The organism is Ornithinicoccus sp., from assembly GCF_057176825.1.
This window is the reverse complement of the sequence record NZ_CM169976.1, coordinates 181,883-195,607: the sequence shown is the minus strand read 5'-3', so window position 1 is coordinate 195,607 and position 13,725 is coordinate 181,883. Positions and strand designations below refer to the sequence as shown.

The 13,725-nt window shown below is 73.6% G+C and carries 12 protein-coding genes and 4 pseudogenes; 6 read left to right on the top strand and 10 right to left on the bottom strand.

Annotated features, from left to right (window positions below; all coding sequences use genetic code 11):
- Nucleotides 1-158 precede the first annotated feature (158 nt).
- The 7 genes and pseudogenes from AC1QRC_RS01005 to AC1QRC_RS00975 all read right to left on the bottom strand — a co-directional run.
- Complete coding sequence (locus AC1QRC_RS01005) at nucleotides 159-752, bottom strand: UvrD-helicase domain-containing protein (protein ID WP_484206714.1); 594 nt, start codon at nucleotides 750-752, stop codon at nucleotides 159-161.
- A 334-nt stretch (nucleotides 753-1,086) separates the two neighbouring features.
- A pseudogene (locus tag AC1QRC_RS01000) lies at nucleotides 1,087-1,338 on the bottom strand (UvrD-helicase domain-containing protein); the annotation flags it as partial.
- Between the two features lie 499 nt (nucleotides 1,339-1,837).
- Nucleotides 1,838-1,960 (bottom strand): annotated as a pseudogene (locus AC1QRC_RS00995) (hypothetical protein); the annotation flags it as partial.
- A 122-nt stretch (nucleotides 1,961-2,082) separates the two neighbouring features.
- A pseudogene (locus tag AC1QRC_RS00990) lies at nucleotides 2,083-2,268 on the bottom strand (hypothetical protein); the annotation flags it as partial.
- Nucleotides 2,177-2,788, bottom strand: a complete 612-nt coding sequence (locus tag AC1QRC_RS00985; RefSeq protein ID WP_484206713.1) for a hypothetical protein — start codon at nucleotides 2,786-2,788, stop codon at nucleotides 2,177-2,179. The gene AC1QRC_RS00985 and the pseudogene AC1QRC_RS00990, both read right to left, overlap by 92 nt.
- 465 nt (nucleotides 2,789-3,253) lie before the next feature.
- Complete coding sequence (locus tag AC1QRC_RS00980; RefSeq protein ID WP_484206712.1) at nucleotides 3,254-4,588, bottom strand: exodeoxyribonuclease V subunit gamma; 1,335 nt, start codon at nucleotides 4,586-4,588, stop codon at nucleotides 3,254-3,256.
- 193 nt (nucleotides 4,589-4,781) lie between these two features.
- Nucleotides 4,782-4,910: pseudogene (locus AC1QRC_RS00975) on the bottom strand (exodeoxyribonuclease V subunit gamma); the annotation flags it as partial.
- Nucleotides 4,911-4,992: 82 nt separating this feature from the next.
- Between AC1QRC_RS00975 and AC1QRC_RS00970 the strand changes: the two are divergent.
- The 6 genes from AC1QRC_RS00970 to AC1QRC_RS00945 all read left to right on the top strand — a co-directional run bounded on the left by AC1QRC_RS00970 (nucleotide 4,993) and on the right by AC1QRC_RS00945 (nucleotide 11,214).
- Nucleotides 4,993-5,844, top strand: a complete 852-nt coding sequence (locus AC1QRC_RS00970; protein WP_484205016.1) for a class I SAM-dependent methyltransferase — start codon at nucleotides 4,993-4,995, stop codon at nucleotides 5,842-5,844.
- 97 nt (nucleotides 5,845-5,941) lie between these two features.
- Nucleotides 5,942-7,402, top strand: coding sequence for a glucose-6-phosphate dehydrogenase (gene zwf / locus AC1QRC_RS00965; RefSeq protein WP_484206711.1), 1,461 nt, complete (start codon nucleotides 5,942-5,944; stop codon nucleotides 7,400-7,402).
- 87 nt (nucleotides 7,403-7,489) lie between these two features.
- Nucleotides 7,490-9,409, top strand: coding sequence for a hypothetical protein (locus tag AC1QRC_RS00960; RefSeq protein ID WP_484205015.1), 1,920 nt, complete (start codon nucleotides 7,490-7,492; stop codon nucleotides 9,407-9,409).
- A gap of 43 nt (nucleotides 9,410-9,452) precedes the next feature.
- Nucleotides 9,453-10,088, top strand: a complete 636-nt coding sequence (locus AC1QRC_RS00955; RefSeq protein WP_484205014.1) for a hypothetical protein — start codon at nucleotides 9,453-9,455, stop codon at nucleotides 10,086-10,088.
- 26 nt (nucleotides 10,089-10,114) lie between these two features.
- Nucleotides 10,115-10,648 carry a DUF4352 domain-containing protein gene (locus AC1QRC_RS00950; protein WP_484205013.1) on the top strand — a complete coding sequence of 178 codons (534 nt, stop codon included), beginning with the start codon at nucleotides 10,115-10,117 and terminating at the stop codon, nucleotides 10,646-10,648.
- Nucleotides 10,645-11,214 carry a hypothetical protein gene (locus tag AC1QRC_RS00945; protein WP_484205012.1) on the top strand — a complete coding sequence of 190 codons (570 nt, stop codon included), beginning with the start codon at nucleotides 10,645-10,647 and terminating at the stop codon, nucleotides 11,212-11,214. Before AC1QRC_RS00950 ends, AC1QRC_RS00945 begins: the two co-directional genes overlap by 4 nt.
- Here the strand turns inward: AC1QRC_RS00945 and AC1QRC_RS00940 are convergent.
- The 3 genes from AC1QRC_RS00940 to purU all read right to left on the bottom strand — a co-directional run bounded on the left by AC1QRC_RS00940 (nucleotide 11,189) and on the right by purU (nucleotide 13,673).
- Nucleotides 11,189-12,472: a hypothetical protein gene (locus AC1QRC_RS00940; RefSeq protein WP_484205011.1), complete on the bottom strand. Its 1,284-nt coding sequence runs from the start codon at nucleotides 12,470-12,472 to the stop codon at nucleotides 11,189-11,191. The two genes, AC1QRC_RS00945 and AC1QRC_RS00940, sit on opposite strands and share 26 nt — an antisense overlap.
- Nucleotides 12,473-12,527: 55 nt before the next feature.
- A complete protein-coding gene (locus tag AC1QRC_RS00935) occupies nucleotides 12,528-12,683 on the bottom strand; it encodes a hypothetical protein (protein ID WP_484205010.1) in 156 nt (51 codons plus the stop codon).
- A gap of 87 nt (nucleotides 12,684-12,770) precedes the next feature.
- On the bottom strand, nucleotides 12,771-13,673 hold the full coding sequence (gene purU, locus AC1QRC_RS00930; protein ID WP_484205009.1) for a formyltetrahydrofolate deformylase: 903 nt from the start codon (nucleotides 13,671-13,673) through the stop codon (nucleotides 12,771-12,773).
- Nucleotides 13,674-13,725: the final 52 nt, after the last annotated feature.

Here is a 13,725-nt window from a genome sequence, read left to right as displayed (position 1 = left end):
TCAGGGCCGCAGCCCGGACCCGGGCCGGACCGGTGCGGCTGCTCCAGCCCCTCCAGCAGGGTCAGCCACTCCGTCGCGCCGGGGGTCTGGAAGACGGTGCCGCCACCGGACGACCACCGCCGGGATCCCCAGTGCCCGCAGCTCGTCCCTGACCTCGGTCAGCCGGTCGCCCGCGTGGGCCAGCACGGCGATGTCGCCGGGGCTCCAGCGGCGCTCCCGTCGAACTGGGCGCCGGAGGCCAGCAGCTCGGCGATATCGCGGGCCACGTCGCGGGCGATGTGCTGCCGGACCGGTCCCACGGTCGGGGGGGCCGCCGCGGTAGCCCGGGGCGAACTGGTCGCGGCGGGCCACCCGCAGCCGGAACGGGTCGGGGTGCGGCGCCCCGGTGAGGCGGGACCGCCTGGTGCTCGGCGCGGACGTCGTGCACGACGATGCTCGGGGTCGCCGAGCGCGGCCCCGCGGAGCACCGCCTGCACCCGGTCGAGCAGGGCAGCGTCGGAGCGCCAGTTCGTGCCGAGGGTCTGCGCGCTCGCGGCGGTGCGAGCCGCCTCCAGGTAGGTGACGACGTCACCGCCCCGGAAGGCGTAGATGGCCTGCTTCGGGTCGCCGATCAGCACCATCGTGGCGTGGCCGGAGAAGGCCCGGTCGAACACCTGCCACTGCACCGGGTCGGTGTCCTGGAACTCGTCGACCAGCACGACCTTCCACCGGCGGCGCATCCGGTCGCGGGCAGGCGCGTCCTCCCGGAGCAGGGCGTCGGCGAGCTGGGAGAGCAGGTCGTCGTAGCTGAGGATCCCCGAGCCGTCGCTTGCGCCGGTCCAGCTCGGCGCGCACCGCGCGGGCGAAGCCCACCCGCCGCTCGGCGGCGGTGCCCGGCTGTGGCACCGCCGGCTCGAGCCTGGCCCGCGGATTGCTGCCCGCGGCCGCGCGGGCGATCGCGAGGGCCTCGCCGTGGCTGAAGGCGGGCCGCTCCGAGCGGGCGAAGCCCCGCAGGTACAGGTCGTCGACCACCTCGACCAGCAGGTCGTCCAGGTCCTCGACCAGCGTGGCCGCGGCGTCGGTGTCCCCGGCCACGCCCAGGCTGCGCAGCACCTGCTGGCAGAACTGGTGGATGGTCGCGATGGTCGCGCCGTCGAAGTCGGCCAGCGCCGTCGCGCAGCCGCTGCCGCCGCACGCGCCTGCTCGGCGGGGTCGCAGTCCAGCAGCAGCGCGATGACCTCGTTGTCGGACGGTCGCCGTGGCCGGGTCGGCCAGGGCGTGCTCGGCCTCGACGAGCTGGTCGCGCACCCGCTCCCGCAGCTCCTGGCTGGCGGCGCTGCCGAAGGTGACGACGAGCATCTCCTCCAGCGGCGGCGACGCCCTCGGCGACGAACCGGGTCACCAGGGCACCGATGGTCCAGGTCTTGCCGGTGCCGGCGCTGGCCTCCAGCAGGGTCGTGCCCGTGGGCAGCGGGTCGCGGATGTCGAAGGGCTGCAGCGCGCTCACAGCTTGTCCAGCCTGCTCGTGGGCGCGCAGCGGCTCCCAGACGCGGAGGGCGTACTGGCCCAGCCGGGTGGGCGGAGTCGTTCCAGCGTCTCGTCCGGCCGGGGCGCGCCCGCAGCAGCACCGTCGACCGGTGACCCGGCGCCGTAGATGCGCACGTGGGCCGGGTCCTCGTTCTCCCCTGGTGGCAGGTATGGCTTGCTCCGGTCGGTCGTCCACCCGCCCGTCGCGGCCTTGTAGACCTGCGGATCGTGCGGATCGTGCGCGCGGGCCCAGGCGTCGGCATACGCCTCGCCCGGTCTTGACCGGCAGCGGCACCGGCTCGCGCAGGCCCCGGTCGTAGATGTCGACCAGGTCCCGCAACCAGGTGGCCGCGGAGTGGTCGACGGCCGCGCATCGACGCTGACCCGGCCGCCCTTGCCGTAGCGGCCCACCGCGTGGGCGGTCCAGGCGGTGTCCGGGTGGCCCAGCGGCCAGGGCCAGCAGGTTGATCCAGGAGGCCAGTCGCTGCTTGGCCCCGCAGCGAGGAGTAGGTCGACGCTGACCACGCGCTCGCCGTGGACGCCGGGCACGGTGCCGGTCAGCCGCCGACCGTCGCCCAGGTCGATGTCGACGTCGACGTTGCGGGCCGGCCCGGCGCGCAGCGCAGCGCGAGGAGTTGACCAGCGGTCTGCACCGCCTGACACACCTCGGTCAGCGTGGCGACCCCCAGCTGCTGCGGTGGCAGCAGGCCGCGGATCCGCTCGGCGTCGATGCTGGCATCGGGTCGACATCCCGGCGAGCATGTCGCGCAGCAGCCGGTCGCCGACGTCCCACTTCTCCAGGCCGTCCAGGGCTCGATCGGCATGCGCGTCGAGCGGTCTCCTCGGCCGCGAGCGGCGAGGACACGTCGAGCCGGCGCCGCAGGAAGTGCCGGACCGGGTGGGCGAAGAACGCCTGCAGGTCGGCCAGGCTCGACGTCCTCGGTGGTCCGGCGAGGCGGCAGCGGGCGCGGTCGAGGAGCGGGCGGGTGGCGGACGCGGTCGCGCGGCGGCGGCGCGGGCCCCGTCGAGGGCGGCCCGGTCGAAGCTGAACGGGCCGCTCGCCCGGCACCGAGCCCGCCCGGCACCGAGGTTGCGCCGGTCGAACGGCTGCAGCGGGTGCCGGACCACCAGGTCGGTCCCGGTGCGCACGTGGGCCGGGTGGGTCGCCGTCTCGAACGCGGCGTCGAGCAGCTCGCCGAGCGGCACGGCCGGGGGACGGGCGGCGCCGGTGTGCTCGTTGGCGCCGGTGTAGGTGATGCACCAGCTTGTCGGTGGCCGCCATGATCGCGTCGAGCAGCAGCTGACGGTCCTCGCTGCGGGTGTCGCGCTCCCCGGTGAGCGGGCTCGCGCGCGAGCACGTCGTCGCCGTCGATGGTGGCGCTGCGGGGGAAGGCGCCGTCGTCGAGCCCGACCAGGCAGACCACGCGGTGCGGCACCGACCGCATCGGGACCATCGTGCAGACGGTGAGGGTGCCGGTGCGGAAGTTGGCGCGGGTCGGCCGGCCGGACAGCCGCTGCTCGAGCAGCGCACGGACGTCGGCGCAGCCGCAGCGGCGGTGTCGGCGAGCCGGCGCCCGCGGCGTCGTCGATCCGCGGCCAGCTCGCGCTCGAACTGGGCCACCTGCCAGGCCTCGGTCGCCGGCACGTCGGTCGAGCCGCGGCGACCCCGCTCGGTCAGGGCGGCCACCCAGCCGGCGACGGTGCCGGCCGAGTCCAGCGAGCGGAGCGCTGAGGTCGAGCCGATCGATCAGCTCGGCGAACCGGCCCGCCAGGTCGATGTCGTCGCTGGCCACGTCGTCGACCGGGAGCGCGGTGCCGAGCCACCGGTGCTCGTCCTCGGCCATCGCCGACGCCGAGCAGGACCCGGTCCAGCCCGAAGCGCCAGGTGTTCTGCCCGTAGGCGTGCAGAGCTGGTAGCGGCCGCGGTGCTCGGCGGTCGAGCCCCCACCGGATCCCGGACGCTGCCGACCCACGGCGGCGATCTGCTCCAGGTCGTCGTCGGTGAGCGCCGAACCGGTGCCGCACCGGCGTCGGTGCCGAGGCCAGGTCGAGCACCTCGGTGGCGGTGACCCGCCCGCCGGCGAGGCTCGACCAGGCGAGCCGGCGACGGCCAGCAGCGGGTTGGTGCTGGACAGTGCCCGGTCGGCGAGCCGGACCCGCAGCCGGTGCGCCGGGTGCCCGTCGCCCGCCTGGTCCAGCGACCGGTCGGCCGATGCCCGAAGCCGGCCTGGATCAGCGGCGCATAGGTCTCGATGTCGGGGCACATCACCAGGATGTCGCGCGGCTCGAGCGTGGGGTCGTCGGCCAGCAGCCCGACGAGCACCTCGCGGAGCACGTCGACCTGACGGGCGGCGCCGTGGCAGGCGTGCACCTGCACGGGTGTCGTCGGCGGGGTCGACCACCCGTCCCGCCCGGGTGGCGGGGTCGGGCGGGGCGTCGTGGCGCAGGTCGGTCTGCAACCAGCCGAGGAGGGTATGCGGAGTCGGCCAGGTCGCGCGGCTCCGGTGTGGGCTCGGCGTGGGCCACCGCGAGGGTGCGCTGCAGCTCGCGGGCGTCGCGGCCCAGGGAGGCGAGCAGCGGGTGGCTGCGACCAGGGCGGTCGTGGTGGTCGTCGCGCGCGCGGGACCGGCCCGGTCGGCGACGGCGCGCCAGCGTCGTCCCAGAGCGCCGGCGAGGCCTGCGGCAGCCAGAGGTGCACGTCGCGCAGCGCGCCGAGGGCGTCCAGCAGCTCGACCTCGGTGACCGGCGAGCCGGGTGTGCCCGAACAGCGACAGCCGCGGCGGCAGATCGCAGCCCGTCGCCGCCGTCCCGGAGGCGCTGCACGGTGTCGGCGTGCCGGAGGTCCGGCGGCGGGGCACCCACCCGCTCGACCAGGCGCACGCCACAGCCGGGGCTGCCAGTCCAGGTCGGCATCCAGCGGGTGACCGGCGCCGTCGCTGTCCCGACCCTCGCGCCAGTCCGCCAGGAGCGTCGGCCGCTGCACGGCATACGAGGAGAACAGCCCGGCCAGGCGTCGGGCGACGGCGTAGCGACGCTCCTGCCGCAGCGCCGACTCCTCCTCGTCGTCCCCGCCGTGGCCCAGGTGCAGGGCGAGCGTGCGCGCCCACGGCTCGTCGAGCGCTGTCGTCGATCACCTGCGAGCAGCGGCCAGACCAGCCGGTCGGGGTCCCACGGGTCGTCCCGCTCGCGTGCCCAGCAGCAGCGCGACCAGCGAGGTGGGGCGTGAGGAACCGGACGCCGGCGCACACCCCGTCGCCGCCGCGCGGGCCGGCGCCGAGGCGGTGCGAGAGCCGCTGCGTCAGCCAGCGCTCCACCCCGCGCGCAGGCACCACCACGACCTCCTCGGCGAACGGGTCCGCCAGCGGCGTCGACGAGCAGCCGGCGCCGAGCTCGTCGGCGAGCACGGTCGGTGCGCTCCGCGCGATGGATGAAGAGGCCCACGGAGACACCGTATTGCCCGGGTGTGACAGGGCATACAGTCGGCGTGTGGCCAACGAGGCGATGCGGCAGAACTGGGCGCAGGGTGGCGCCGGCTGGGTGGAGCACGAGGCGATCTTCGACGCGGTGTTCGCCCCCGTCACCGCCGCGATCCTCGAACGCAGCAGTCCGGCACCGGGACTGCGGGTACTCGACGTGGGATGCGGGTCGGGCACCCTCCTGGAGGAGGGCTCCCGCGCCGGGGCAGAGATGGTGGGCGTGGACATCTCGCCGGTGATGGTCAGGGCGGCCGCCGACCGGGTGCCGTCCGCGACCGTCGTCGTCGCCGACGCCCAGGCGGCGGACCTGCTGGCCGGGGCGCCGGGGGAGCCGTTCGACCGGGTCGTGTCGCGCTTCGGGGTGATGTTCTTCGAGGATCCGGTTGCGGCGTTCGGCAACCTGCGTCGGGCCACCCGCCAGGGCGCGGGGCTCAGCTTCGCGTGCTGGCGGGGGCTGGAGGAGAACCCGAGCTTCACGCTGGGCACCGAGGTGCTGACCAGCCGGATGGACCCGCGACCCGAGCGCCCGGCACCCGGTGCCCCGGGGCCGACGGCCTTCGCCGACGGGGACCGGCTGAGGGTGCTGTTGGAAGATGCCGGGTGGGCGTCGGTCGTGGTGGAGGCGTTCGACTTCACCTGTGTCTACGGGATGGGCGGCAGTGACGGGGTGGACGAACGGATGGCGATGATCCTGTCCACCACCGGAGGTCGCCTGGCCCGCGAGCAGCTCCACCCCCGGCTCGGCGAACAGGGGTGGGCGGAGCTGGTGGAGCAGGCGCGTGCGGAGGTGGCGAGGCACCGGGTCGACGGGGTGGTGCAGTTCCCCGGCGCGACCTGGTTGGTGACCGCGGCGAACCCCTGACGGGCGGCAACCCTCGACGTCCGACCTGCGTGCTGCCAGACTCCCTGTCGTGACGGACCGGATCGAGCCGCTAGCCCAGACCGTTTCCTACCCCGGCCTGGGAAGCCGGCCACACGCCGCGGAGTTCGCCGCGCCCCACGTCATCGTGCTGTTCGGCGCGTGCGGCGACCTGGCGCGGCGCAAGCTGCTGCCCGGCCTGGCCTACCTGGCCGTGTCCGACCTCGCCCCGGAGATCCGGGTGGTGGGGACGTCCCTGGAGGACCTGGACAACGACGGCTTCCGCGACTTCGCACGGCAGGCGCTCGCGGACTTCGGCAACCACGCGCTGAGCGAGGAGGAGTGGCTCGCCTTCGCCGAACGGTTGCACTATGTCCCGCAGTCTGCCGGAGCGGAGGAGTTGGCCACGGTGGTGCGCGCCGAGTCCGCCGCGCTGGGCGAGGGGTCCGGCCTGCTGCACTACCTGAGCGTGCCGCCGAAGGCGGCCCTGTCGGTGATCGAGAGTCTGCGTGAGGCAGGGCTCGTCGCCGGGTCCCGGATCGTGATGGAGAAACCGTTCGGCACCGACCTGGCCAGTGCCGTGGACCTGAACGACCGGGTGCACGAGACGTTCGCCGAGGAACAGATCTTCCGGATCGACCACTTCCTGGGCAAGGAGGCGGCCCAGAACATCCTGGCCTTCCGCTTCGCCAACGGCCTCTTCGAGCCGATCTGGAACCGCAACTTCATCGATCACGTGCAGATCGACATACCGGAGACCCTCGGCCTGGACCGGCGGGCCGGCTTCTACGAGGAGACCGGCGCCTACAAGGACATGGTGGTGACCCACCTGTTCCAGGTGCTGGCGTTCGTGGCGATGGAGCCGCCGACGGCCCTGGAGCCGAACGCCATCAGCGAGGAGAAGAACAAGGTGTTCCGCTCGCTCCTGCCGCTGGACCCCGGTCAGGTGGTGCGCGGTCAGTATGCCGGGTACCGCGGCGAGGAGGGGGTGGCCCGCGACTCCGACACCGAGACGTTCATCGCGCTGCGCGCCGAGATCGACAACTGGCGCTGGGCCGGTGTCCCGTTCTACCTGCGCACCGGCAAGCGGATGGCCGAGGGCGCGCGGATCATCTCGATCGCCTTCAAGGAGGCGCCGCGCACCATGTTCCCGCCCAACTCCGGGGTCGGCCAGGCCGGGCCGGACCACCTCACCTTCGACCTGGCGGACGAGTCCAAGGTGTCGCTGTCCTTCTACGGCAAGCGGCCCGGCCCGGGGATGAAGCTGGAGAAACTGTCGATGCAGTTCTCCACCCGGGAGACCGAGGCGGCCGAGGACGTCCTGGAGGCCTACGAGCGGCTGTTGCTGGACGCCATGCGCGGCGACCACACCCTGTTCACCACCGCCGAGGGGATCGAGAGCCTGTGGGAGCGCTCCGCCCCGTTGCTGGACAACCCGCCGCCGGCCAAGCCCTACCCGCCTGGCACCTGGGGCCCCAACGCGATCCACCAGCTGATCGCTCCGCACGCGTGGCGGCTGCCGTTCGAGCGGGCCTGGCGGGAGCAGACCAAGCCCGGCTGACCCGCTGCGACAGCGGACCTGCTGCAACAGCGGGCCCGGCGGCCTCGCGGGCATAGACACCCCCTGGGCCCGGGCGTACGCTGAATCATGACGCTCCCCATCGGAACCGGAATCGGACTGGCCAAGGCGACTGGGGACGGCGCCCCCGCCCCGGTGGACTACCTGCCCGGGACGTTCGACGACCTGATCAAGGCCGCCTGGCCCACCGTGGCGCCCAAGCTCGCGGCCCAGCTCGCGCAGCGGCTCGGGGCGGCGGACCTGCTGCACCCGGGGTTCACCCTCTACGACCTCAACATCGACATCTCGCCGCAGCTGTCGATCTCCGCCACCCGCGAGGACACCGGCACGGTCCTGCTCACCTGCACCACCGGGCGCAGCCGGATCGCCGCCAGCTCCACCCAGCCGACGGTCCTGGGCCGGTGGGCCGACCCCCGCGTCTCCCTCGGCTTCGGGCTGTCTTTCACCTTCCCGGTGCAGCTGCCGACATCGGCGACCGGGGCGGTGAAGGTCCTGCCGCTGCGCTCGCTGAAGGTGCTCGCCCCGGACATCGACTCGATGAGCCTGGTTACGGACATCGCATTCTTCATCGACGACGTCGTGGCCTTCTTCCGCGGCATCCGATTCGTCGAGGAGCTCCAGCAGCTGATCGCCCGCACCGACTTCGCCGACCTGGTCAACGGCCGGTTCCTGGACGACGCGATCGCCCCGGTGAACCAGAAGCTGAAGGAGCTGGCGAATGCGGGCTACTGGTTCCTGGACGTGGTCGTCGACGTCCTCGACGGGAGCGGGACAGTGCTGCGTGGCCTGCGCCTGGACGGTGCGCCCCCTGGCATGTTGAGCCTCGTCCTGGTGGCCCGCGGCTACGACCGGTCGGGCGTCGTCGAGGGGACGATCAGCTGGCCCCGGACGCTCGGGAGCACCCAGAACCCGTCCGTCGCCATCCTGGCCGCGGGCGTGACGCCCTACCTGCTGCCGGTGCAGCTGACCACCGCGGCCCTGCTGATTGAGCACCCGCCGGGGGCACCGGCCACCCCCGCGCCGACGCTGGAGGTGCCGGCGGAGCACGCGGGCTCGGTGGAGGTCGTGCAACGCAGCGCACCGGAAGCGGGCCTCGACGCGGCGACGCTCGCGGGCTTCGCGCCGATGGAGGCGGAGGCCAGGCAGACGGCACTGGGTCGGATCGCGGCCGGGTCCGTCGTGGAGCTGCGGTCGGTGCTCGGGGACACGGAGGTGGCGCGGCGATTGGTCGAGTTCGCCCGCGGTGCCGACGACCTCGTGGTGACGGTCGAGACGCCCAAACCGGGCGAGCCGGGGATGCTGGCGCGTCCGATGGAGAAGGTGGGCACGCTCACGGCGCTGTGGGAGGACGACGACGAGGCGACCTACCGGCGGCACTACCGGGTGAGCGAGGTGCCGATCGACGCCGACCTGACCTTCTCGGTGTCGGTCGCCCCGGGCAAGCGGTGGTACGGCACGGACTTCTCCGCGGCGCCCTCCGGGTGGTCGGGGATCGTGCGGGTCCGACCGGCGAAGAAGGGAGCCGCCCCCGACCGGGTCTCGCAGGTGGTCCGCGAGGGATGGGCCGTGCGGGAGTCGCTGGGCGGGGTCGAGGTGAGCCTGAACCCCCAGCCGCTGCCACCCAAGGACCCCGGTGCGGTCGCCGGTGACCTGCAGGCGGCGCCGGGCCTCTCCGTGCAGGCGGCGAGGACGGCGGCCATCGGCACCTCGGTCGCTGAGGCTGCGGCCGTGAGCGCCACGGTCGCGGACGCCACGGTCGCGGGAGCGGCGCGACGCGCACTCGGCAAGAAACGCGAGCAGCTCGAGCGGGTCCAGGTCGGTGGCGGTGGCATCTCCGAGCGGCTGACCACGGAGCTGAAGCCGGGCCAGGGGATCGAGTTGACCCCGCAGATCTCGGAGTTGCTGAAGCGGACGGACCCCACCGGGGACGGTGTGGTCACCGGCATCGACTTCGAGCTCGTGAAGTACGTGGCGCCGGTGGTCCGCTAGCCGCCGGGGCAGACCCCACCGCGCGTCGCGCTAGCCTGGGGGCGTGACCGAGCCGGGGGAGATCACCGCACGCACCGCGCTGGCGTTCCTGCTGGCCACCTGGCCCAGACGCGTCCTGCTCGGCCTCCTGCTCTTCGTCCCGGTGGTGATGGCGGCCACCGGCGGGTTCGCGCGGGCCGAGCCGCCGCCGCGCACCCTCGAGCCGGGGGCGGCCACCGACACCGGGGCCTACCGTGTCGTGCCGCAGTCCTACTTCGTCTCCGACCGGGTGCAGCCCCGGAGCCTGGACGACGGCTCCCGCTGGGTCGGCGTGGTCGTGGAGATCACCAACCAGGGGACGGAGCCCATCAGCGTCGCCTTCAGCGACCCGACCTTCGAGCTGCCCGACTCGGTGCCGAACGACAGCTTCGCCAACCCCCACGAGGTGCTCCGCGTCGACACCGGCAGCCGGCTGGGCAGCGCGCAGCCCGGCGTCACCTACGAGGCGGTCCTGCTCTGGCAGACCACCGGCCTGGAGGACCCCCCGCCCGAGCTGACTCTCACGATCAACCAGACCGAGTGGACCCGGTGGAACATCGAGGCTGGCCAGTACACCTGGCGGGCCACCCCGCAGGCGTATGACGTGGACCTGCCCCTCGGCGAGCCGCCGGCCTCGGTCGTCGAGGAGGTCGACGAGTGAGACGGGGCAGGTGGGCGTTGGGTGCCATGCTCGTGGCAGCTGTCGCCGTGGGCGGGGCGGCCAACACGATCGACGACCGGTACCTGGCGAGCGGCTGGCACACGGTGGTCACCGGCGAGGAGGGTGCCGACCAGGTGGTCGGCCCGTTCCAGGTGCACGTGCACGGCGCGACCGCGTCGCCGGAACTCGGGGACGGGGATGAGGTGCAGACCAGCCCGGCGACGTTCGTCGTCGTCGACCTCGCCTACGCGACGACGGAGGCCTGGGAGACGCCGGAGGAGGTCGTCCTGGTCGACGTCGGGGGGCGGGAGTTCGAGCAGCCCACCGGCTTCGGGAGCGACGGAGGGCCCTGGGCCGCCGGGCCGGACATCTGGCTGCGGGGCACGCTCCTCTTCGAGGTGCCGGTCGGGGCGCTCGACGGGCTCTCCCTGGAGTTCCGGCCCGAGCGGCTCGTGGCCGACCGCCCCGGTGCACTCCTACGAGTCCCGCTCACCGTGGACTCCACCACGGACCCGGTCGCGCTGGAGCGCGCGACGGTGCTGGCGGAGGGCGAGCGATGAGCGCGGAGGAGCAGGTCGAGGTCGCCGACCCGCCGCGGCGTCGCTGGCGGCTGACCACCGTCGCGGCGGCGGGGGCACTGGTGGTGTCGCTGGCCGGGTGGGGGTGGTTCGCCTCCGAGAACGCGCGCGCCGGGTGGTGGGCCCTGGGCGCCCACGACGCCGTCGGGCCGGACGCACAGGGGTGGGCCGGTCTCGACACCGTGCGGGTGCGGCTCGCGGATGTCGAGACCCTCTCCGAGGTCGACGGTGACCGGCCGCCCGCGGGCTATGCCTATCTCGCGCTGGATCTCGAGGTGGAGGCCGGGCCCCACGAGCAGCTGACCACGTGTGAGGTGACCGTGGGCGACGCCCGCGGCCGCCTGTTCCTGGCCGGTCAGGAGGTCCCCGGCGGGGACCCCTACACCTCGCGCCTGCGCTGCGGGAGCACCGATCCGGAGGAGGACCCGGTGCCGCGCCGACAGTCGGTGCTGGTGCTGGTCCCGGACGATGCGGAGCTGACCGAGGTCCGGCTGACGGCGAGGGAGTTCCCGCCGGCGGAGTTCATCGAGCTGCCGCTGACTTCCTAGTGCTGCTGCCACGGCCCGTCCCACGCAGCTGACCGGCCGCGCCGAACCGGGTGAGCAGCCGGTCCGCGAACACGGCCGTGACCACGGCGGTCAGCACCAGCGTGAGCAGCTCGGCGATCCCGTCCAGCGGCCCGTGCAGTGCCGCCCAGGTCAACTCCTCGCGCCACCCCAGCGCGGTGCGGGCCACCCACCAGACGACCACGTCGAGCTGCGCGAGCAGGGTGAACGCGACGCAGTAGACGAGCACCGGGGCGAAGGCCGACCGGAGCACCAGCGTGATGCCGCCCACCAGGGCGCCGAAGCGTCCCGTCGTGTCCGTCAGCCGGACCCAGGCCTGCTTCAGCGGCGCGTCGGCGATCTTGCCGGTCAGGCTCGCCCACCGTCCGCGCCGGACGGCCCGGACCACGTCGTCGGGGCTGACGGTGTCGGCCACCTGCAGGCCATAGACGATGACGGCGATGGTGAGCATCGAGATCGGGACGAGGAGGCCGGTGATGACGGCGTCGGCCAGCACCGGGAGGGCGCCGACGACCCAGTCGCCGAACGCGCCGAGTGTGGGCAGCCGTTCGCGCACGCCGGCCCAGTTCTCGGCGATGCCCTGCGCGACGACCCGGGCCGACCACCAGCCGTTCAGGCTGGCCAGGACTCCGGCGACCACCCAGGCCCCGAGCGTCACCCACACGGCTTCGGCATACCCCGTGACGACGTGCACCAGACCACGGCGAGCGTCGTCCTGGTCCCCCATCCGGTCACCGTCGATCAGCCGGGCGCCGAGGGCCCGCACCACCAGGGCGACGGCCACGATGCCCAGCACGAGCCACGATGCGATCTGGGGGAGCACGTTGAGCGGGGCCTCGCTGCCGAGGTTCTCGTAGAGGGTGCCCCGGACGTAGTCGATCAGGTCGACGCGCAGGTCCCCCCGGCTCTCGTAGACGACCAGGAACGGCACGAGCACGCTCCCCGCCACGGCGACCACGCCCCAGAGGTTGGAGCGCCGCGCCTCCCGGCTGCGTACCACCAGCAGCATCGCCACCAGCGCGGCCAGGCTCACCAGCGGCACCAGGGCCAGTGCCAGGAATCCCGGGACCGGGCCCAGCCCCCCGGCGGCCACGGCGAGACGGGCGACCAGCTCGCGGGCGAGCATGCTCGCGGCGGCGATCGCGCACAGCAGCAGCCAGTGCCTGGCGAGGAGGACGCCAGCGAGACGCACGAGTCCGAGCGACTCCTGCAGCCACGATTCGGTCTCGTCGTCAGCCATCGGGCCTTACCCTAGCGACGCGACGACGTGGCCCTGCCGCGGAGGTCGCGGGTCGTCAGGGAAGCCGGTCGTCCTGCACGCCAGGGGCGCCCGGTCGGCCCTGTCCGCGAGGAGCGGCGCCCGGCTGGCCGTTCTTGGTCGCCTGCCTGCGCTGCCACCACTTGTAGGCGGCGACGGCGAGCGGGGCGAGTCGGATGATGGTGCGCCACATGGGGGCCTCCAGGGTGGTCGGGTCAGGCCGGGAGTCCCACCCTGTCGCGGACCGGGCCCGGGCACAAACCGGGAGGCTGCGGCAGCGTCAGCGCAGCACGACGGTCCGGTTGCCGTGCAGGAAGACGCGCCCCTCGCAGTGCCAGCGGACCGCGTTGGACAGCGCCTTGCACTCGGTGTCGCGGCCGGCGGCGACCAGTTCCTCTGGGCCGTAGGCGTGGTCCACCTCCTGCACCTGCTGGGAGATGATCGGCCCCTCGTCCAGGTCGCTGGAGACGTAGTGCGCGGTGGCGCCGACCGTCTTGACCCCGCGCTCGTAGGCCTGGTGGTAGGGCTTGGCGCCCTTGAAGCTGGGCAGGAACGAGTGGTGGATGTTGATCGCCCTGCCGGTGAGCCTCCGGGCCAGGTCGTCGCTGAGGATCTGCATGTAGCGGGCCAGCACCACTAACTCGACGTCGAACTGCTCGACCAGCTCCAGCAGCCTGGCCTCCGCTTCGGGCTTGGACTCCTTGATGACCGGCACGTGGAAGAACGGGACGCCGTGCCACTCCGCCAGCCCCCGGTGGTCGGGATGGTTGGACACCACGGCGACGATGTCGGCGGCCAGTTCCCCGGTGCGGGCGCGGAATAGCAGGTCGTTGAGCCCGTGGGCGAACTTGGAGACCATGATCAGCACCCGCCGCCGAGCCCCGTCCTCCCGGACCTCGAAGGTGCCGCCGCACTCCTGCGCGATCGGGGCGAACTCCTCGGCCAGGCCGGCGGCGCCCGGGTCGCCGTGCGCGGCCTCGAGCGCGAAGTGGACCCGGAGGAAGAACCGCCCCGCGCGGAAGTCGTCGAACTGCTTGAGCTCCAGGATGTCGGCGTGCCGCTCCAGCAGGAAGCCGGTCACGGCGTGCACGAGGCCGGGACGCTCGGGGCAGTCGAGGGTGAGCACGTATGCCGGTCCGCTGGGTACGCGCTCGGCCGCCGGGGCGGGTGGTTGCTGGGTCATGCGGTCCTCGCTCAGCACTCGATGACGTTGACGGCCAGGCCGCCGCGTGGCA